This window comes from Massilia sp. DWR3-1-1 (genome assembly GCF_049898325.1).
Lineage (GTDB): Bacteria > Pseudomonadota > Gammaproteobacteria > Burkholderiales > Burkholderiaceae_D > JAFCUW01.
In genome coordinates this window covers 1-20,294 of record NZ_JAFCXL010000038.1, presented here as the reverse complement: position 1 = coordinate 20,294, position 20,294 = coordinate 1, and the positions used below count along the sequence as shown (strand labels likewise).

Annotated in this window: 13 protein-coding genes and 11 pseudogenes; 12 read left to right on the top strand and 12 right to left on the bottom strand. The window is 57.4% G+C overall.

Features of this window, described 5'->3' with window-relative positions:
* Positions 1-335 (bottom strand): transposase (locus tag ACP7EY_RS23100; protein WP_426197606.1); only part of this gene is annotated, 335 nt, incomplete at its 3' end.
* Positions 336-408: 73 nt separating this feature from the next.
* Here ACP7EY_RS23100 and ACP7EY_RS23095 point away from each other — a divergent pair.
* The 4 genes and pseudogenes from ACP7EY_RS23095 to ACP7EY_RS23080 form a co-directional block, all read left to right on the top strand.
* Positions 409-954: pseudogene (locus ACP7EY_RS23095) on the top strand (IS6 family transposase); the annotation flags it as partial.
* A 63-nt stretch (positions 955-1,017) separates the two neighbouring features.
* Positions 1,018-1,458 (top strand): annotated as a pseudogene (locus tag ACP7EY_RS23090) (IS30 family transposase); the annotation flags it as partial.
* 235 nt (positions 1,459-1,693) lie between these two features.
* Entirely contained in the window at positions 1,694-2,125 is a 432-nt protein-coding gene (locus tag ACP7EY_RS23085; protein WP_426197605.1) for a hypothetical protein, read from the top strand.
* Between the two features lie 124 nt (positions 2,126-2,249).
* Positions 2,250-2,396 (top strand): annotated as a pseudogene (locus ACP7EY_RS23080) (helix-turn-helix domain-containing protein); the annotation flags it as partial.
* 62 nt (positions 2,397-2,458) lie between these two features.
* Here the strand turns inward: ACP7EY_RS23080 and ACP7EY_RS23075 are convergent.
* Positions 2,459-3,412, bottom strand: a complete 954-nt coding sequence (locus ACP7EY_RS23075) for an IS5 family transposase (RefSeq protein WP_426197604.1) — start codon at positions 3,410-3,412, stop codon at positions 2,459-2,461.
* A gap of 743 nt (positions 3,413-4,155) precedes the next feature.
* Here ACP7EY_RS23075 and tnpA point away from each other — a divergent pair.
* The 4 genes and pseudogenes from tnpA to ACP7EY_RS23055 form a co-directional block, all read left to right on the top strand.
* On the top strand, positions 4,156-4,536 hold the full coding sequence (gene tnpA / locus ACP7EY_RS23070) for an IS66-like element accessory protein TnpA (protein WP_426197603.1): 381 nt from the start codon (positions 4,156-4,158) through the stop codon (positions 4,534-4,536).
* Positions 4,533-4,880 carry an IS66 family insertion sequence element accessory protein TnpB gene (gene tnpB / locus ACP7EY_RS23065; protein ID WP_426197602.1) on the top strand — a complete coding sequence of 116 codons (348 nt, stop codon included), beginning with the start codon at positions 4,533-4,535 and terminating at the stop codon, positions 4,878-4,880. Before tnpA ends, tnpB begins: the two co-directional genes overlap by 4 nt.
* A 29-nt stretch (positions 4,881-4,909) precedes the next feature.
* A complete protein-coding gene (gene tnpC, locus ACP7EY_RS23060) occupies positions 4,910-6,454 on the top strand; it encodes an IS66 family transposase (protein ID WP_426197601.1) in 1,545 nt (514 codons plus the stop codon).
* Between the two features lie 387 nt (positions 6,455-6,841).
* Positions 6,842-6,919 (top strand): annotated as a pseudogene (locus ACP7EY_RS23055) (IS6 family transposase); the annotation flags it as partial.
* Positions 6,920-6,975: 56 nt separating this feature from the next.
* On the opposite strand, the gene ACP7EY_RS23050 reads toward ACP7EY_RS23055, so the two are convergent.
* From ACP7EY_RS23050 to ACP7EY_RS23025, 6 genes and pseudogenes are all read right to left on the bottom strand, one after another.
* Positions 6,976-7,113, bottom strand: a complete 138-nt coding sequence (locus tag ACP7EY_RS23050; RefSeq protein ID WP_426197600.1) for a hypothetical protein — start codon at positions 7,111-7,113, stop codon at positions 6,976-6,978.
* Positions 7,114-7,245: 132 nt separating this feature from the next.
* Positions 7,246-8,154, bottom strand: a pseudogene (locus tag ACP7EY_RS23045) (IS3 family transposase); the annotation flags it as partial.
* 12 nt (positions 8,155-8,166) lie between these two features.
* Complete coding sequence (locus tag ACP7EY_RS23040) at positions 8,167-8,694, bottom strand: transposase (protein ID WP_426197599.1); 528 nt, start codon at positions 8,692-8,694, stop codon at positions 8,167-8,169.
* Positions 8,695-8,732: 38 nt separating this feature from the next.
* Positions 8,733-9,437, bottom strand: a pseudogene (istA, locus tag ACP7EY_RS23035) (IS21 family transposase); the annotation flags it as partial.
* 596 nt (positions 9,438-10,033) lie between these two features.
* Positions 10,034-10,293: pseudogene (locus ACP7EY_RS23030) on the bottom strand (transposase); the annotation flags it as partial.
* A gap of 71 nt (positions 10,294-10,364) precedes the next feature.
* Positions 10,365-10,688 (bottom strand): annotated as a pseudogene (locus ACP7EY_RS23025) (transposase); the annotation flags it as partial.
* 150 nt (positions 10,689-10,838) lie between these two features.
* Here ACP7EY_RS23025 and ACP7EY_RS23020 point away from each other — a divergent pair.
* Positions 10,839-12,049: pseudogene (locus tag ACP7EY_RS23020) on the top strand (IS3 family transposase); the annotation flags it as partial.
* A 128-nt stretch (positions 12,050-12,177) separates the two neighbouring features.
* Here ACP7EY_RS23020 and istB read toward each other — a convergent pair.
* On the bottom strand, positions 12,178-12,930 hold the full coding sequence (gene istB, locus ACP7EY_RS23015; protein ID WP_426197598.1) for an IS21-like element helper ATPase IstB: 753 nt from the start codon (positions 12,928-12,930) through the stop codon (positions 12,178-12,180).
* A gap of 81 nt (positions 12,931-13,011) precedes the next feature.
* Positions 13,012-14,541, bottom strand: a complete 1,530-nt coding sequence (istA, locus tag ACP7EY_RS23010; RefSeq protein ID WP_426197597.1) for an IS21 family transposase — start codon at positions 14,539-14,541, stop codon at positions 13,012-13,014.
* A gap of 237 nt (positions 14,542-14,778) precedes the next feature.
* Here istA (ACP7EY_RS23010) and ACP7EY_RS23005 point away from each other — a divergent pair.
* A pseudogene (locus ACP7EY_RS23005) lies at positions 14,779-15,129 on the top strand (integrase core domain-containing protein); the annotation flags it as partial.
* A 277-nt stretch (positions 15,130-15,406) separates the two neighbouring features.
* Here the strand turns inward: ACP7EY_RS23005 and ACP7EY_RS23000 are convergent.
* Positions 15,407-16,738 carry a replication initiation protein gene (locus tag ACP7EY_RS23000; protein ID WP_426197596.1) on the bottom strand — a complete coding sequence of 444 codons (1,332 nt, stop codon included), beginning with the start codon at positions 16,736-16,738 and terminating at the stop codon, positions 15,407-15,409.
* Positions 16,739-17,668: 930 nt separating this feature from the next.
* Between ACP7EY_RS23000 and ACP7EY_RS22995 the strand changes: the two genes are divergently transcribed.
* Together ACP7EY_RS22995 and ACP7EY_RS22990 are read left to right on the top strand one after the other, a co-directional pair.
* Positions 17,669-18,745 (top strand): ParA family protein, encoded by a 1,077-nt coding sequence (locus ACP7EY_RS22995; RefSeq protein ID WP_426197595.1) that lies wholly within the window; start codon positions 17,669-17,671, stop codon positions 18,743-18,745.
* Positions 18,745-19,830, top strand: coding sequence for a ParB/RepB/Spo0J family partition protein (locus tag ACP7EY_RS22990; protein ID WP_426197594.1), 1,086 nt, complete (start codon positions 18,745-18,747; stop codon positions 19,828-19,830). Before ACP7EY_RS22995 ends, ACP7EY_RS22990 begins: the two co-directional genes overlap by 1 nt.
* 336 nt (positions 19,831-20,166) lie before the next feature.
* On the opposite strand, the pseudogene ACP7EY_RS22985 reads toward ACP7EY_RS22990, so the two are convergent.
* Positions 20,167-20,294, bottom strand: a pseudogene (locus ACP7EY_RS22985) (IS6 family transposase); the annotation flags it as partial.

The following is a 20,294-nucleotide window of genomic DNA, read 5'->3' as shown; positions in this document are numbered from 1 at the left end:
ATGCTCCGCTTGGAAATGCAGCTGAAATCCGGGATGCTGATCTCGACCTTCAGGGCACGGGCAAGCGAGTTCATGAAGCCTTCGGTCTGCCGCAACGCCAGATGAAAAACTTGGCGTATGAACAGCGCGGTCTCGATTGCCACATTGGAATACTTTGTTGGCCGGCCGCGCGCCCCGGTCTTCGCTGGGCACCACTCGGCAATCGCCTCCTCGGTAAACCACATCGTAAAGTCACCGCGCTGCTTGAGCGCGGCGTTGTACGCAGGCCAGTTCGTCACCTTGTAATGCGGCTTCTCGAATTGGTGGCGACGCTCTTCGCTGTGTTTGTACGGCACGGGCCTACCTGGAAAGAAATGATGCCAGATTGTACACTCCTGTGGCGACAGGTCGAATTATTCAACAACGCCGTGGGCGATCCGATTCCTGCCGCTGATTGAAAAACTGTCCCGCAAACACAAGCGTCTGGTCGGCGGCAGCTGGCGGATAAATGAGACCTACATCAAGGTCAAGGGCGTCTGGAAATATCTCTACCGGGCCGTCGACACGGCCGGAAAGACGGTCGATTTCCTCCTGACGGCAAAGCGCGACATGGCTGCGGCGAAGCGCTTCTTCGACAAGGCCATGCGCGAGAATGGCGTTCCGGAAAAGGTCACGATGGACAAGAGCGGCGCCAACAAGGCGTCCATCGATGCGATCAATGCCGGCCGGGACGTGCCGATCATGGTGCGCCAGGTCAAATACCTCAACAATATCGTCGAGCAGGACCACCGTGCCATCAAGCGGGTGACCAGGCCGATGCTCAACTTCAAATCCTTCCGCTCCGCCGGCTGCGTTCTTGCCGGCGTCGAGCTCATGCACATGGTCCGCAAGGGACAGTTCGCGATCGATAGCGCCGCTACCATGTCGTTCGCCGACCAATTTTATGCGCTGGCAGGACAGGTCCGTACTGTTTGAGGCACCGAAGTTCCTTTCCTAGACAATTTCGTCTTTTGATCAACAACGCGACAGAACCACCGCTCCTCGGTCGGCACGCTGGTCGAACGCACCACGCGTTTCGTGGTGCTGGCCAAGATGGACAACGCCGGCACCCGCTCCGTCGTCGACAGCTTCTCGGCGGTGCTCAACCGTCAGCCCGCCGAACTGCGCAAGTCGATGACCTACGACCAGGGCCGCGAGATGCATGGCCACAAAATCCTCACCGAGCGCACCGGCGTGCAGATCTACTTTGCCGACCCGCACAGCCCATGGCAGCGCGGCTCCAATGAGAACACCAACGACTTGCTGCGCCAGTACATGCCCAAGGGCTCAGACCTGTCGATTTATTCGCAGGACGACCTCGATGCCATCGCACTATCGCTCAATACGCGACCACGTCAAACGCTCGGCTGGAAGTCCCCGCTGGTGGTTTATACCGAACACATGGCTCGGCTACAATTGCAGGCCGATTTGATTCATTAACCCGGTGCTGCACTTGATACTTGAGACCGCCAGGTTTACATCTGTTTTTTCGAAAATCACTCACGCTGAACAGTCACAAAAACCTTTGCATTACCGTCCGCGTAAATGGTCTGATCGGGACCGTTCCGCGCCAAGATGCTTGCCATGCTCCCCTCCATCGGATGCGCAAAACACACAACAACTAATGTAGTACCAAAAAGGCGCGCATTGGTATTTATTTCTGCTATTCTGATGCATGAACTCAAAGATCGCAGCGGACGAACGAGCCAATTTCAGCAAAAGGCTGTGCATTGCCCTGTTGCGTGCCGAATGTTCGGTGAGTCCGACAGTTTTTGCTCAAGAATTCAACCTGAGAACGGATGGCTTTGCGATTACATCGCATGCGGCACGAAAATGGCTTCGCGGTGAAGCATTTCCAACACAGGATAAATTAGTCGTGCTTTCCAGATGGCTGGCTTTGTCGCCACAGTGGCTTCGCTATGGAGAAGAGTGCGCGACAGAGAGCGACTACGCGGCAAACGACCCCATGGGCCTGCCGCGCGATCACTTGGCCTTGCTTCACGACATGCAACTTCTTGATGACCGTTCTCGTGAAATTGTAAAGGACTTGGTCGCTTCCTTAATGCGCATCAGCCAGGGCGGACGAAAGCGCACCCCTCGAAATTAAAGCGGAAGTGGTGCGGCAAGCGGTGGCCGAGATTTGCACATTGCCAATCCAACGGACCAATGTTAGTGCATAGGTTGGCAGCCTCTAAAACCAAGTGCAACACCCTTTGCTGTAAGGTGTTGCCATGCCGAAAATCTATACCCATCTGACGACACAGGAGCGCGCCGTCGTGATGACCATGCGGGACGACCAGTGCAGTATCCGATCCATTGCTAAGCGCCTTGGCCGTGCTCCCAGTTCGATCAGTCGCGAACTTCACCGTGCGCCCGGTGGCAATGGGCGTTGTTGAATTAATCGACGCCAGGCAAAAATGTCCCCAGTTTCGGTCCGTTTTTAGATTTTTACCGACACCGGCATACCGAAGCTGGTCATCGTGTTCAGTGCGGACGCACTGATCCACGCCTCCGTTTTCTGACGTGCCAGAGCACGTGCTTTCATCGTGTTGCCGAAGATCCGCTTGTAGCGCTGCATCGCAAGTTCCACATAGCTGCGGAAATTGTAGCCGCTTATCCGCTGCCAGGTGGCGCGCCCTTTCTGAGCGATGGTTTCAATATGCTGGTCCCGCCAAGTCGTACCGATGTCGGAACGTACAGCGCTCTTGTGCGGTGGAATGATCACTTGCGCATCGGGCTGCCTCGTCAGCACCGCCTGCGCTACCGGCTCGCCGTCGTAGGCGCCATCGCCCATGAACATCTCAAATGGTGTTGTGATTTGATCGAGTAAATCCGGCACGGCCGTCGTGTCACCCACTTCCGGCGTCGTCAGTTCGCAGGCGAGAACCTGATGATGTTCGTCGATCGCCAGGTGCAGCTTGCGCCAGGTGCGCCGGGCCGGGACGTCATGCTTTTCCTGGTGCCATTCATCTTTGCCGTACACTTTGAGTCCGGTGGAGTCCACGATGACGAGGCTGCCTGGGTCCAGGGCTTTGCTCAGGGCATGTCTTGGCAAGCCGATGCTCCGCTTGGAAATGCGGCTGAAATCCGGGATGCTGATCTCGACCTTCAGAGCACGGGCAAGCGAGTTCATGAAGCCTTCTGTCTGCCGCAACGCCAGATGAAAAACTTGGCGTATGAACAGCGCGGTCTCGATTACCACATTGGAATACTTTGTTGGCCGGCCGCGCGCCCCGGTCTTGGCTGGGCACCACTCGGCAATCGCCTCCTCGGCAAACCACATCGTAAAGTCACCGCGCCACTTGAGCGCGGCGTTGTACGCAGGCCAGTTCGTCACCTTGTAATGCGGCTTCTCGAATTTGTGGCGACGCTCTTCGCTGTGTTTGTACGGCACGGACCTACCTGAAAAGAAATGATGCTAGATTGTACACTCCGGTGGCGACCGGTCAAATTATTCAACAACGCCGTGGATTGGGGTGGTGCTCGGCAAGTAATGGTCGGGCCCCTAATGCTTGTCGGAGAGCCGCTTCATCAACGTGGAGCTCCCACTTCGTCTTTCTCCTGGGGTGGTGTGCCGAAGTGACACGAATAACAACCTCCATAGAGATGCCGTTCATCACCATGAAAGTGATGGCATGGGCGGCGCCGACTGTCCGGAAATAGTTAACGCCAATCTCTACAATGAGATCCCATTGGGCGTGGTCTGACACGCGACGGTCGCTTCCTCTATGTAAGGCCATGTTTGCTCTCCCTAGGGTACCGACGTACATTTGCTGCATAGGTTAGAACGCGATAAATCGTTGAGGCCGGCACATCTAATTTGCTGAGGTACGTCCAGGCGGCTACACATCTTGCGGTACGCTGGATCGAAAGTGCATGAGCATCAGATCGGCTAGCTGATCATTTGTTCGTTCCTTGTTTCTAGCCCCTGTGGTTCCCATGATTTCGTCCGTGTCGATCGATTGAACAAGTACGATAGCACCGAGAGACATGTACGTCGCCAGATATTTACCCTGTCCGCGTAAATTTCAATGGTCGAGTTGCTTTTTCCAGAGTAAGCGTCTTCCCAGCACCGTCTGTACGTAGCCAACCTACTCTGCGAAAGTAGTTCCCGTTACTTTTTTGATGGGAACTACTGTGGACACTGTTGGCCAGCCGAACAACCGTAAAGGACGTCCGAATTATCCGGCCGAGTTCAAGCAGCGCCTGGCCAAGGCAGCGTGTGAACCTGGCGTGTCGGTATCAAAACTGGCGCAGCAACACGAGATTAACGTCAACATGTTGTTCAAATGGCGGCGAGACTTGCGCGCCGGCCTGCTGACGGAATCGGAATCGGGGTCGCAGCAGGCGCATTTGCTGCCAGTGGTGATACAGCGCGCACCTGCCCGCGCCACGCGCGTGAGCACCGCCTCTTCGACAAGCATGATTGAGATCGTCATCGCCGACGCCGTCGTCCGCGTTGGCGTCGGCACCGATGCCGCCTTGCTTGCACTTGTCCTCCACAGTCTGCGCACATGATCGGCCTGCCCGCTGGCACCAGGATCTGGCTTGTCGCCGGCATCACCGACATGCGTGCCGGGATGAATGGCCTGGCCACCAAAGTCGAAACTGCATTGGCCGAAGATCCTTACTGCTGCCATGTGTTCGTGTTCCGCGGTCGTCGCGGCGACATGCTCAAGGTGCTGTGGTGGTCCGGCGACGGCCTGTGTCTGTTCGCAAAGCGCCTCGAACGGGGCCGCTTCGTCTGGCCACAGGCGACCAGCGGCAGCGTCTGCCCGACCCCGGCGCAGCTGTCGATGCTGCTCGAAGGGATCGACTGGCGCCGGCCGGAACGCACCTGGCGGCCGACGTCAGCCTTGTAAACGTACGCTGCCTCGGGTAAACTCAGCCCATGCTGAGCGCCGCCGAGCTTCCCAACGATATCAATGCCCTGAAAGCATTGCTGTTGGCGCGCGACGAACAAATCCTTGGACTGCAAGCACAGCTGAAAACGCGCGCCGCCGAGATCGAGCATCTGAAATTGTGGATCGCCAAGCTGCGGCGCATGCAGTTCGGCCGCAAGTCCGAGAAGCTCGACCATCAGATCGAACAGCTCGAATTGCAGCTTGAGGACTTGCAGGCCGATGATGCCGAGGCCGAACGGGAAATGCCGCCGATGGACAAGGCGCCGCGTCAGCGCGGGCCGCGCAAAGCGCGGCCCGCGCATCTGCCACGTGACGAAAAAGTGTATCTGCCGGCGACGACAGATTGCGCGGCCTGTGGTGGCACATTAAAGCAGCTTGGCGAAGACGTCGCCGAACAGCTTGAGTTCGTGCCAGCGAGCTTCCGCGTCATCCGCCATGTGCGCCCGAAATTGGCTTGCGGCTGCTGCGACGCCATCGTGCAGGCGCCAGCGCCGAGCCAACCGATCGAACGTGGCATCGCCGGCCCTGGCTTGCTGGCCCATGTGCTGGTCGCCAAGTTCGCCGACCACTTGCCGCTGTACCGCCAATCCGTGATTTATGCACGCGAAGGCGTCGATCTGGACCGGGCACTGCTGGCGAACTGGGTCGGCGCTGCCAGCTCGTTGTTGCGCCCACTGGTCGACGCGGTCCGCAAGCATGTGCTGACAGCACAGAAACTGCATGCTGACGACACGCCAGTGCCGGTCCTCGCGCCAGGCAATGGAAAAACCAAAACGGGGCGGCTATGGACATACGTGCGGGACGACCGACCTTCCGGTGACTTGAGTCCACCTGCAGTCTGGTTCGCCTACTCGCCAGACCGCAAGGGCATCCATCCGCAAACGCATCTGGCCAAGTTCGAGGGCGTGCTGCAGGCTGACGCTTACGCCGGCTTCAACGCCCTTTACGAAGGTGGAAAAATCGACGAAGCGGCATGTTGGGCGCACGCGCGTCGCAAGTTCCACGACCTGCACGTGGCGCGGCTATCGCCGCTCACGACAGAAGCGCTACGCCGCATCGCCGAACTGTATCTGATCGAGGCCGAGATCCGCGGAAAACCACCGGACGAGCGCCGGTCGGCGCGACAGGCGCGTGCGCGACCGTTGCTTGACGACCTCGAGCAGTGGCTGCGCGCCTCGCTTGAAAAGCTATCGCGCAAATCCGACACCTCGGCTGCCATCCTGTACGCACTGAACCTGTGGCCAGCGTTGCTGCGCTACTGCGACAACGGCATCATCGAGATCGACAACTCGGCTGCCGAACGGGCACTGCGTGGCATCGCCATCGGCCGGCGCAACTACCTGTTTGCTGGCGCAGACAGCGGCGGCGAACGTGCGGCCGCGATCTACTCGATGATCGGCACTGCCAAGCTGAGCGGGGTCGACCCCGAAGCCTGGTTGCGTCATGTGCTGACGCAGATCGCCGACCACCCCGTCAACCGCGTTGACGAGTTACTGCCCTGGAATTGCCCCCAGCAGATCAAGCCTACTTGAGCAACACGTCGCTTCCCAGAGAGGTGAGGCCATCATCAATTAAAGCGGCACGCCGCTCAAGACGGTGGTGGGACGACGCTTACTTTCCAGACGCTAGAATCGTAACTTCTCGGGTCTGCTTGTTGTAACGATAGTCAGATTCTTGAACCTGAAGGAGTTCAATGTGGACCGCTCTATTTTTGACTGCAAAAAAGTTTGCCTGCGCCTCGACCCAAAGCAAAATTAATGGTAACTATTCAGCCGCTACGCAGCCGGCATGATCGGATCGCCGGCAAATGCGCGGCGCAGCACTTCGAGCATGCTGTGCCCTTGTTGGTTCTGTCGCATTAGCGAACGCCTGCGGTCCGGTCGAGTAAACTGCGGTGCCCGAATCCAGGACGAATCGACATGGTCAACTTCAAAAGTATGCGCTTTCCGGTCGACGTGATCCTGGTCTACATCCGCTGGTATGCGGCCTACCCGCTGAGGCGTTGTTGAATTAATCGACGCCACACAAAAACGTCCCCAGTTTCGGTCCGTTTTTAGATTTTTACCGACACCGGCATACCGAAGCTGGTCATCGTGTTCAGTGCGGACGCACTGATCCACGCCTCCGTTTTCTGACGTGCGAGAGCACGTGCTTTCATCGTGTTGCCGAAGATCCGCTTGTAGCGCTGCATCGCCAGTTCCACATAGCTGCGGAAGTTGTAGCCGCTTATCCGCTGCCAGGTGGCGCGCCCGTTCTGAGCGATGGTTTCAATATGCTGGTCCCGCCAAGTTGGGGTGTACTGTCAATAGCGGACACTCTTGTTTCAGGCCGCCTGTCGTTGTTCTCTGTATTTTTCAGCGAACAACGCGGGCGCAATATTGCCGAGGCGCGAGTGGCGCCGCTGGCGGTTGTAAAAGCTTTGGATATATTCCTGTATGGCTGCTCGCGCATCGGCCCTGGTGGCGTACCGTTGATGATGGACGAGCTCATTTTTCAGGCTACCCCAGAAGCTCTCCATCGGCGCATTGTCGAAGCAGTTTCCTCGGCGTGACATGGACGCTGTCATACCAAATTGCTTCACCAGTTTTTGATAGTCGGGAGTGCAATATTGGCTGCCGCGGTCGGAGTGATGAATCAGCCCCGGCGCGGGGCGCTTGTTGCGCACGGCCTTCCATAACGCCGTCGCCGTCAGCGTTTGCGTCATGCGCTCGTCCATCGCGTAGCCCACCAGCTCACAGGTGAAGACGTCCTTGATGCCGGCCAGGTAAAGCCAGCCTTCGCCGGTGGCGATATAGGTGATGTCAGTGACCCAGGCTTTGTTCGGGCGGGTCGGCGCGAAGGTTTGGTTCAGCAGATTCTCTGCCACCGGCAGGTCATGGTTCGAGTTCGTCGTCGCCTTGAATTTGCGCTTCTGCTTACAGCGCAAGGCAAGCTCGCGGCGTAGCCGGATGATGCGGTCCCGGCCAGCGGCAAAGCCCTGCGCCGCCAATTCGGGTTGCATGCGCAGCGGGCCATACGTCTGCCGGCTCTGCTCGTGCACAGCCTTGATGGCGACCTTCAGGCGCGTGTCGTCCTGCGCGCGTTGCGACGGCTTGCCGTCCGCCCACGCATAGAAGCCGCTACGCGAAACGCCAAAGACGCGGCATAGAACGCTGACGGGATATTCGAGTCGCAATGTCTTCATGACCGCGTACTTGGCAGCGACTCCCGCGCAAAGTACGCCGCCGCCTTCCTAAGAAACTCACTATGCTGTTGGGGGCTGAGGTTGCAGCGTGAATCCAAATTGCGCCGCGCGGCGGTGTAGCTGCTTGACGACGCGCTCCCGATACTGTTGCTCGTAGTGGTCAGCACCCGGATCTCGGTAGTCCATTCCGTAGCGCATCGCGTTGTAAAACAGCACGGCTATCTTGCGTGCGGTCGCCGTCACCGCCTTGGCATTGCCGATACGGCCCGCAAGGCGCCGGCAAAATGCGCCAAGCGCGGTGTTGCTCCTGCCGACCGTCACGGCCGCGAACCGGAGCAGCACAGTGATGCGGCTGCTGGTCTTGCGCGTGTGCGAGGAGAGCACCTTGCCGCCGCTGATTTTGCAACCGGGGGCGAGGGTCAGCCACGACGTGAAGTGCTTGGCGGTGCGCCATTTGCTCAAATCCGTTCCGCATTCGCCGACCAGTCGCAGCGCGAGAAACGGACCGATGCCGTGAATCTGCGTCAGATCGGTCCCCGCAAGCTGGTATATCGCGGTGCGTACGTCGAAGTTGGGATCGCTGGGCAACTTGTTGCGATGCTTAGCCTTTGGCAGCGGCAGTTCGGGTAGTGGCGGGCGAAGTCGAGCACGGTGTCGTTGCCGCGTGGCTCGTAGCGGTTGGCGTCGGCGATCATCGCCTTCGGGTTGTCGGGCACGATGAGCTGCGTCACGCCGCCGTAGAAGGCCAGCGCACGCACCGTCGACCCGAGCCAGTCGGCCATCGTCTCGGACGGCGTGGCGCAGGCGAAGGTGTAGCTCGAAGCGCCCAGCGCCGCCACGAAGATGTGGGCACGGCCGCCGTCGGTGAGGGCGATGGTGGGGCCAGCGTAATCGATGAACAGCTTCTCGCCGGCGCGGTGGATCTGGCGCATCGAGCGCTTGAGCTGCTTGGCGAAGCGGCGGTAGTTGTCGCAATACTGCGAGTACGCGTAGGTCTGGCAGTGCGCGTGGTCGGCGCGGTGCTCCTCCCACACCAGCATCAACGTCATGCCCTTGCGGCGCAGTTCCTGGTGCACGCGAGCATAGTCCGGTTGCACATAGTCGCGCACTTTCTGTGAGCGCACTAGCAGACGCTGCTCCAGCGCCGCTTCGTCCATGCCTTGCACGGCAGGCCAGTCCAGGCCCGCTGCGGCGGCCAAGCCGACGTACTTCGTGACCACGCCCTTCGACAGGCCCAGCGCATCGGCGATCTGCTGATGCGGCAGTTTGGCGTCAAGCTTGAGCCGTAATACGTCCTTGATTTTACGCATATTGATCCTTGGTGCGGGCACGCTGGTTCCAGTCAAAAAACTGGGAGCGTACCCGTTCAGTTGCAAAATGCGTAACACCATTACTGCGCTGTACGACGTCATTCCGGCATCGTGACCACTGATTCCGGTATCGTGACCAGTAATTCCGGCATCGCGACCGCTGATTCCGGAAGATGCCCGAAATCGGTCACGTTCGTCAGGAATGGACAGTCACGTTCAAATGGAATGACTGGTCACGATGCCGGAATGACTGGTCACGTTCGTCCGGAATACCCATCCGGACTCACGGCGACGACGTGAAACCGGGATCCGATATCGATCCCGGCCGCGAAAGGGTGAACGATCGGCAGACCCGTAGGCTTCGGTCTCGTTTTACTGTTTGACATGGTCGACCTCCTGGATAGTCAAGCGCAGGACGGGGAATCGGATAAAATCAACTTCGTAAACGGGGTCGCCCGAAAGCGCCGCCACAGATGAGTCCGCAGCTTCCCCTGGGCCAGGTTTTTTGACGGGGTTCATGCCTCCAAGAAGCTTACGGCCACAGTCTCTGCGTGCCATAAGTGTACTCGCCTGGAGTTTCTATACATAAGGGCCGCGGGTGCGCGCGTGGGGCGGTTTTTTACGATATCGCGCTCCATGCGGGTCTCTGCGAGCTCTTTGCGCAGCTTGGTGACCTCGGCTTCAAGTTCAGGAATGGAGCGGCTACCAGGGGCCACTTTCGACGATGTACCGTGCCTTGCAGCCACCACCAGTTGGCCAGCGTCCCTTTCGGAATAGTCAGGCGCACTGCGGCATCCTCCAGCGTCAGGCCCTGCGTCAAGACCAGCTTTACCGCTTCTTCGCGAAGCTCCGGCGTGTATGTTTTTGAGCGTGTCATAAGTTCTCCAGTTGGTGAAGTTTACCAAACAAGAGTGTCCGAAAAAATCAGGTTACCTCAGGCAATCCCACCGCACGGCGACTGACCGTCGTGTGATCGGGCGCAGAGATCGTCAAATTCATCAACGTCATTTCCGACGCCATCGAGCCTTCTGTTTGTCGCAGCGCCATCTTGAAGGCGGCGCGCAGCATCAAGCACGTCTCAATGGCGATACCCTGGTAGCGTGCCTGCCCACGCGGCCCAACGCTTTGCCACTGGGCCAGTGCAGCATCTTCAATCCATAAAGGCAGGCTGCCACGCCGCCGCAGTCCCGCTTCATATTCCGGCCAGTTCTGAACCTTGAATTTCATCTTCGGAATGTGATGACGGCGGTCGGTGTTGTGCTTGTTCGGAATCAGAAGATCTCAGAAAAAATGGATCAACATCTTACCAACAACCGTTTCGCGGGCCCGAAGTGCACCAACGCCGTATCCCCCTATGTCAGCATAGTTGTCGCGTCATCTGATTTATCTTAACCGTACTGGGGGCGGAGTAAAAGAGCAGCAGTGAAGCACTATTCAGCAGAGCGCAAGGAAGCACTTTTGCGGCAGATGATGCCGCCTACGAACAAGCCCATCTCGGCACTGGCACGCGAGAATGGCATCTCGGAACAGACCCTCTATACTTGGCGACGAAATTTAAAAGAGCAGGGAGTGCCGGTGCCAGGGAATGGAAAAAATGCCGAGGAATGGTCCTCGAAGGACAAGTTCGGCGTTGTGCTGGAAACGGCAGGATTGAACGAGGCCGAGCTGGCCGAATACTGCCGCCGAAAAGGACTGTTCATCGAGCAGATCGCGGTTTGGCGTGCTGCGTGCCAGGACGCGAATGCGCACAGTGCGGACCGGTCACGAGAGCAGCGCGAGCAGAGCAAGGGTGACCGCAAGCGGATCAAGCAGCTCGAGAAGGAGTTACTGCGCAAGGACAAGGCACTGGCGGAGGCAGCAGCGCTGATCATCCTCAGAAAAAAAGCCCAGGCGATTTGGGGGGATCCCGAGGAAGACTGATCGGGACCCCAGATCGCCTGCTGGTAAAGGACTTGGTTGAAGACGCCGTTGGCAGTGGTTGCCGGCGTGCTGTTGCCTGTGAGGCCTTGGGCCTCACTTTGCGGACCTATCAGCGCTGGACCCGCGAAGGCCGTGCCGGCCTCGACGACGGGCGCAAAGATGCATGCCGGGTCGCCCCTGCCAACAAGCTGAGCGAGGAAGAACGGGCGCGCATTCTGGCGCTGGTCAACAGTGCCGAGTTCGCCAGTCAGCCACCGAGCCAGATCGTGCCCACGCTGGTCGACCGCGGAGAGTACATGGCGTCGGAGTCGACCATCTATCGGATCATGAAGGCAGCGGCACAGCAGCATCACCGGGGCCGGGCTAGCAAGCCACGCACGCGCGTTGTGACGAGCCACTGCGCGAGCGAACCGAACCGCTTGTGGTCGTGGGATATTACCTGGCTGCCGACGTCCGTGAAGGGCCTGTATTTTTACTGGTACATGGTGCTCGATGTGTACAGCCGCAAAATCGTTGGCCATGAAGTGCACATCGCCGAATCGGCCGAGTTAGCGGCGCTGCTGATGCGCAAGGCCAGTCTCGTGGAAGGCCTGGCCGGCCGCAAAGTGGTGCTGCACTCCGACAATGGCAGCGCAATGAAAGGGGCAACGATGCTGGCAACGTTGGAAAAGCTCGGTGTGGTCCCATCGTTCAGCCGGCCGCGCGTCAGCAACTGCGTATTCCACGCAAACTGGACACCTGTTCCGCCGCAAACTGGACAGTCATTCCAGCGCAAACTGGACACCTGTTCCACGTCAAACTGGACACTCTGGGCATAACGGCGCGGGGGTGAGGTGTGGTTTTACTCCGGACTGGCCGAGCTTGTCAAATTTGCCCGCTTTTTCCGCAGAGAATCTCCTTTCAAGTTGAGCTGATGGGCGTTGTGAACCAGGCGGTCGAGGATGGCGTCGGCCAGGGTGGCGTCGCCGATGGCGGCGTGCCAGTGTTCAATCGGCAGCTGGCTGGTGACGATGGTCGAGCCGCTGCCGTGACGGTCGTCGAGCACTTCCAGTAGGTCGCGCCGGTGCGCGTCGTCAAGTACGGCAAGCCCCCAATTGTCAATTACAAGTACGTCAATTTTGGCCGGGTGCTTGAGCAGTTTCATGTACCTGCCATCGGCGCGGCCAATGGCCAACTCGTCGAGCATGCGCGGCAGACGTACGTAATAGGCGCTGCGGCCCATGCGGCAAGCCTGGTGCGCCAGCGCGCAGGCCAGCCAGGTTTTGCCCACGCCGGTTGGACCGGTGAGCAGCACGTTCTGCTTTTCCTTCAACCACAGGCCGGCCAGCAGCCGTTGAAACAGCGCCTTGTCGAGTCCACGCGCGTGGCGGTAGTCAGTGTCCTCGGCGGCCGTGTTGGGTTTAAGCTTGGCACGATGCAGGCGCAACGCCAGCGCTTTGCCATCGCGCTCGCTCACTTCGTGCTCGACCAGCAGGCCAAGCCGTTCTTCGAAACCAAGATGGTCCAGGTCCAGCGCGCTCTGCTCGGCGAACGCGCGCGCCATGCCAAACAGTTTCAGGCGCGTCAGCTTGTCGTAGGTCGGGTGGTTCAACATAGGTCATCCTTAGGTGGTGCTGCGTCGCCAGTGGCGGCGCATTGAGTTTTCGATATAAACCGTATTTATGATTTATTTTAATTAATGAATCTGGGTCGACTGGTAGTAGGCCGCGCCACGCAAATTCTCGTGCTCGGGCAGGTCGAGCGTGCGTTGCGTGTCCTGCGGCTGCAGGTCCAGTCCATTTTTGAGGATGGCCTGGACGCTCTTCCAGCTGACGGCGCTGTACTTGAGCGAGCGGGCGCAGGCTGCCTCCAGCCGGTCAATGCCGTACTTCTGACCCAACGACAGCACGCCCAGGCAACTGCGGAATGCCTGCTGCGGATGCTGCCGCTGACCGAACAGCCGCTCTACCAGTACCGCGCAGCGCGGCCCCACGGCTTCGGCTCGCGCGGTCAGCGTTTGCGCATTCCAGCCTGCCACCTCGCGGTGTGCCGGCGGCATGTGAGCATCAATGGTCGTGTGGCGGCCCTTGAAGGCGCATTGGAGGTGACTGGCGATGCGCTGGCCCCATTGAAATACCTCTACTGTCGTGCGCGTTATGCACACCCTGACTTGGGCCCGTGCGTGCTGGCACGGCACCGAGTAGTAGTGGCCATCGACCTCGACGTGGTAGTCGATGCCGACCCGCGCCACTTTCCATTCGGCGTACTCGTAGACCAGCACGGGCAAGGGCCGTAAGGCCGGCTGGTCCATCTCGGCGAAGGCGCTGGCGCGGCTGCCGGGCAGTTTCTTGAAGGGCCGCCCGTTCAGGTCGGCGAGCAGCGTGCGCAGCGACCGGTTCAGCTCGTTGAGGCTGAAGAAGCGCTGGTGGCGCAGGCGCGCCAGCACCCAGCGCGTGACCACCAGCACGCCGTTCTCGACCTTGGCCTTGTCTTTGAGCCGGCGGGCGCGTGCAGGCAGCACCGCCACGCCGTAGTGTTCGGCCAGGTCCTGGTAGGTGGGATTGACGTCCGGTTCGTAGCGCGAGGCCTTCGACACGCCACTGCGCAGGTTGTCGGGCACCCATAGCTCGGTGCATCCGCCGAAGAAATCAAGCGCACGCACATGGCTACCTATCCAGTCCGGCAGTTGCTGGCTCCAGGTCGCCTCAATGTAGGTGTAGTTCGAGGCGCCCAGCACGGCCACGAACACTTGGGCGGTGCGGATTTCGCCGGTGCTGCCGTCGGTCACATCGACGGTCTGGCCGGCGTAGTCGACGAACAGCCGCTCGCCGGGCGTGTGGGTTTGCCGCATCGACGTGGTCAGTTGCTGGCGCCAGCGCCGATAGTGCTCGCAGAATGCACTGTACTGGAAGCCTTCCGGCTGCTCGGACTTGTACTCCTGCCACAGCAGCTCCAACGTCACCCCCTTGCGGCGCAGCTCCTTGTGCACGGTCGGCCAAGCTGGCGTGGGCCGCTGCACCGACGATGGCTCGCTGGGCGGGAACAGCAAGCGCTCAAGGACTGTGTCGTCGCAGTTCGGCGGCAGTGGCGGTGACAGGCCGGCCAGCTTGGCGCGGGCCACGTAGTCCGAGACGGTGGAGGGAGAAACGTTGATGATGCGGGCGATTTCCCGCTTGGAGCGGCCCTGCTCGAAATGCAGTCGCAGCACTTCATGGATTTTGCGCATGGATAACCTTTTATTGGTCAAGCAACCCTCCGGATAAAAATCCGGCAGGTTGCCACAGTTATCCCCTTGCCGTTGGCCCTACTCAGGCCGCTTCAAACTGTCCAGTTTGGAGCGGAACCGGTGTCCAGTTTGCGCTGGACTGGGTGTCCAGTTTGCCGTGGAATGAGTGTCCAGTTTGCGCTGGACTAGGTGTCCAGTTTGCCGTGGAATGGGCGTCCAGTTTGGCGTGGAATATGCATCAGCAACGACAACCCGTTCGCGGAGTCGCTGTTCCGCACTTGCAAATACCGGCCGGACTACCCGCGCAAGCCGTTCGACAGCGTTGAGCAGGCCCGGACGCGGACGCAGCAGTTTGTGCAGTGGTACAACCACCAGCACAAGCACAGCGGCCTCAAATTCATCACCCCCGCACAGCGCCACGATGGGCTGGCCGATGCGATCTTGCGGCGTCGTGAGCAGGTCTACGAGGCTGCAAAGCAACGCTGCCCGGAGCGCTGGTCAGGCGCCACGGGCAATTGGAAACTGAAGGACGAGGTGTGGCTCAATCCAGAAAGGGCTGCGCCTGAATTATTGAAGCTGGCTGCATGAACTGACGCGACATCTTTGTTGACAACTACCGGTATCAGGAGCGAAATTATTTTGTACAAATGATCCAGAAAGGAAAATCTGCCGTGGCAGTGCCAGTGAGGCCGGTCGATTCGCTCCTGATCGTATCGCTTCTGTACAAGCAGATTCGTCTGAATGATCCACACCTAGAAATTGAACACATTCAGGCGTTCGCGCACAAGCTTGCGCGGATGGCCAATATTCCACCCACCTAGACACCTAGTGTAGTGCGCGAGGCGATATGGTTAAGCCACCAGGGTCACTGCTGCTTGTTGACGCTGATCGCACCAGATTCGATAGCGAACTGGAAGATGTCTTGTGGTGTCGGTTCGCCCCAGTGCCTTACCGCGAGCCATGAGTAGAGCGGTACCATAAATCTCGCCCCCTGCTTTTCGACTTCTTCGGGTATGCGAGTCGCACTATTCGTTTGCAACTCGTTGTACTCAGCAATGACCGCATCTCGATCATCGGCCGGCATTTCTTTAAACATCGCTTCAGCCTCCGAAGTGCGGTGGCGTGTAAAATTTGATTGAATTTCGCGCATGCTCTTCACATCTTGGCCAGCCGCCGCCGGCGCCGGTTCGGCAGACTCCGGTGCGAACTTCCCTTCCAGAGCACGTTTCATATATGCGCCGATGTTTTTGATCGCTGTTTGACTCTTATCGGCGACGCGTGTCATCGTGAAACGCCAGGTCGCTTCGATCACAGCGGTCGAATAAGCGCTCATTATTTTCTTTCGATCCCTCACGCCAATTCCCATCTCTTCCAAGCGGGTTTCCCACTCCGCCTTCTCTCCAGAGTCTGCAGGGGCTTCTATCCGAAAAATCGACTTTTCTTCGACCCTAAATTGGAGATACTTGACACTGCGACCACCGTCCTTGTTCTCGATCAGCTCGATCGTCAGATCCGATTTTTCGTTGATCTCCTTTATGGCGGGTTTGAGCTTCTCTCGCTTAAAAAGCTTGAATTCGTTAAGAACTGACTTCTCGTTGACCTCGCCGTAAATCACCCAGCGCCAGTCTTCCCAGATCATCTCGTTTGTGAGCTTTGATGGGTTCGTACGGAAACGGTTGACCCATTCATACAGCGCTGCCGATGAATCCAACTTAAACGTCCGCTGAATTCGCAAATCCAGACGGGCATAAATTTTGGAATCGAACAGCATCGGCTTGATCTGAGGCGAGTACGAGTAGTACACCCTGTCGCGATCAAAGCCGACGAACGGCAACAGGACACAGGATGCCCACATTGCGTCACCATCCTGTTGCAGGAAGTCCCACTGCACGGTCAGCTTCTGCATCTGTAGAAGCGCGTCTTTTAGGTGCTTCCTGTTTGGCGACGTGTAGTCGATGATCCTCATCAACTCGACACGCGAAATTGAGTAGCTATCGACGTTCACGCCCGGGTTCTTGGCGTGCTCTTCCAGTGCGTGCTTCAACATTGCGTTGAATGCCAAGCGCTGCGTTTTATTTTGAATTCCACCTGTAATTGCCATGTGGATTGCTTGCACCGGCTTCTTGAGAATTTCAGGTTGCTGTTCAAACAGCAACGCCAGCGCCATCTGCGAGCCAGCGGTTTCATCATTCGGCATGAGCAATCCAGGGAAAGGGTAAGAATAGTTGAGCATTGTTCCCCTTTGCGATCGGTAAGTCAACCGAGAACGCAACCGGACCCTATCAGAAACGCTCACCTTTCCCCCCCAAAGGTGAGGTTTTTGGTCGGTTCAACGTCATGCCCCCACTGTGTTTGCCTCTCAGTCGAGTGGTATGGAGGCTTTTTACATCAAGATGCAACGAAAAAGTTACTTGGCGTACATTTTAAGACGGGTTGCCTATCAAAAACGCTCACCTTTAGCATCCGAATTCGATCCGCCTATCAAAAGACATGCACTTTCGGCCCTGCCCCTGTCCAGGTCTATCAGAAAGGGTCACCTTTCAGGAATCGACAAGGGAAAACTATCAAAAACGTTTACCTTTCCCAGTGCAAGCGTGGCACATTCGGGTCCTAACCTTCAGCGTGACTCGCCAATCATTCTTTTCTGACAACCCAAAAGCGCTCATTTATAGCTTATGACTTGCGATGTGCTGGCCTCAGCTCATGATGTAGAAAAAAAGTCGCGATTTTTCTCAATCCGAGCGACTTATCCACAGCCACTATCAAAAACATTACCCTCAAAACATATACACAACCCCTACCTATCAGAAAAGTTCACCTCAAAACATATACACAACCCTAGCCTATCAAAAAAGCTCACCTGTAAACATATCCACAACCCTAAACCTCTTGAAATGATTGCTACAACTGGGTTTGGTCGCGTTGAAGGTATACAGAAGGTTTTTGAATGCTATTTTGAATTTATTGTTGAACTACTAGGCACACACCCTGGCTGCGCTAAAGCTACCTCTTCGTTGAAGAAACGCTTTGCTGCTAGGTTTTTCTCTGTATTTTTGATTTTTCCCTTGCGCGGAGTATGTTTCTTTGCAAGACTAGGGGAATTACATGATCATGAGGACTTTAATTTATGCGCAAGCCATTCAAAGTACAGGCAGTGGCAACTCTGCTCGGCATCAGTGTAGATGCAGTTCGACGAGATTCAGACGATGCTGGTTTGCAAATCGAACGCCAAGCCGGGGATGGTCCCAAGACCAGGCTGTTCAGCGCCGAGAACATCTTTGACCTTGCTGCATATAGAGCCAAAAAGTACGGGATCACCGCGAAGATCAAACGTATCGTTACCGTCTACGCACCCAAGGGTGGCGTGGGAAAAACGACGAAGGCCTCGAACCTTGCGGTGACCTGGGCGTTGATGGGCCTAAAAGTTCTAGTAATTGATCTGGACTTCCAAGCCAATCTGACAATTTCCTACGGCTATGATCCCGAGTTGACCCATGACGAGGCGGCAGATTCCAACTTGCCTCTTTCCACTTGCGTTGACTACCATTTCGGCCATCTGTTGCCGCAGTGGCAAGGCGATGGCGGAGGGGCCACACTCGGCCAGGTGATCAAGAAACCTTTTGGCGAAAACGGTCCGCACCTCATTCCGTCCGAAGTTACTCTCGACCGGCTGGAAGCCTTGTTCACTGTCGACGCGATCATGAGCAAAAAACCAGAACTGGCGATTGCTCGCTGGCTTGCAAGCAGCCGGACGGGAATAAATAAGGACATAGACCTGTCTAGCTACGACATCATCATGTTTGACGCGCCCCCAGCCAAAAACCAGACCACGCGCGGCGCTTTGCTCGCGAGCGACTTTGTGATTGCTCCTGTGTCGATGGAAAAGTACAGCACGAAATCGGTCTCATACTTGGCCGGCGTTCTGGCTGAGATGAATTCGGAACACGGTAAGTACCCTGCGCTGATCATCCTCGGAAATTTTTACGATATGACTCGAGTCCGGGTAGCAGCTCAGGTTCTCACGCTGACCAAACAATATCCCGATGCCTGGCTCAACAAGCAGGTGAGTTCAAGCGAGGAGTTTCGCAAAGTTCTCTCCGACGAAGAGGGCATGCCACTTGCACTGGCTCGCCCGAGTAGCACTGCGGCGCATGAGATACGGGACGTTACCAAGGCACTCACCGAAAAGATGGGGATCCTGTGATGGCCAAAAAACATGAGTCCGAAAATGCGTTCAATGCAACGCTAGCGGCGCGATTGACCGGTGGCGCCATCGGCGCGGTACCGCCGCAGACCACCGTGACCGGCGCGATGCATATGACGGCTGCGCCGAGTGGTCCGTCGAAATCATTGGAGGCCTTGTTGGAGGGCGAGCCGCCAGCCTCCGAACCGTTCTCGGCGCTGAGTCAGAAACCTGTTACAGCTGCCTACACCGAACAATCACGCGACACGATCGTCCGCATCCCTGTACAGCAAGTCATCGACTCACCATGGCAGCCACGGGAACGCTACGACGAAACCGAACTGCAGGCGCTCGGTCAGGCTATGAAGGACCGCGGCCAGGACGAGCCGATCAAGGTTCGCCAGATGCCATCCGGTCACTATCAGCTCATTTACGGGCACAGGAGGATTCGCGCGGCGCGCTTGATCGGCTGGGCGGATATCAAGGCGACCGTTGTTAAGATAGGCGATAAAGATGCCGAGGTAGCGACCTTGGTTAGCAATGAAAGCCAGGTGACACTCAGCGACTGGGAACGGGCCCGCGCGTACAAACAAGCACTAGATCACGAGCTGGCAAAAGACCAGAAGGATGTGGGTCGGTTGTTTTCGTGTTCCCAGTCCCGCGTTTCCCAATGCTTGGCGCTGTATAAGCTGCCAGATGCAATTTTGCAGCTGCTTGACAAGTACCCTGCGCTGATCAAGTATCGCCACGCAAAGGTCGTTCTGGAGCTTGTGAAGGATCACCCATCTGGCTTAGACGCCATCGTAAAGGCAGTCGAAAGCCTGATCGACCAACCTGATCTAGAGCCTCTGGAGTTGCGCATCCAGGTTGAGCGAGCGCTCGCTCCCAAGCGTGCGCGTCCAAAAAACCTGGAGCCGCGTACGATCACCGACAAAAATGGATCATCCGCATTTTCCGTCAGAGTATCTGAGCGCCAGATCGTCATCAACATCGAGGAAGGTGTTGATCCAGAGATGGCAACAAAGCGTACGCTGGCGGCACTGCGCGAGTATGCGCAGACCATTGAGCTACCCGATAAAGAAAGTTCTTTAAAATCAATGACTTAAATTTTAAAGAAATCGCGATTTTTCAAAAATATCGTTTAAAATCATAGGCTTAACGAATTTTATTAGCGGTTAATATTCCGGCGCCATGAGCGCCGGGATTTTTTGGAGTCTCACTCTTTAGTGAGACTCAACCGCGCTGCGCAGACTCATCCAAAGACATTGGTTGGACTTTAGGTAACGTTGCAGGAGACCGGAGTCGGGAGAAATTGAAGATATAGCGCACAAAAGACAGCATTGATTTCTACGAAGCGGACCACGACTTACAGGGCTACAAAAACGGTTCTGTCGCGTTGTTGATCAAAAGACGAAATTGTCTAGGAAAGGAACTTCGGTGCCTCAAACAGGACGGACCTGTCCTGCCAGCGCATAAAATTGGTCGGCGAACGACATGGTAGCGGCGCTATCGATCGCGAACTGTCCCTTGCGGACCATGTGCATGAGCTCGACGCCGGCAAGAACGCAGC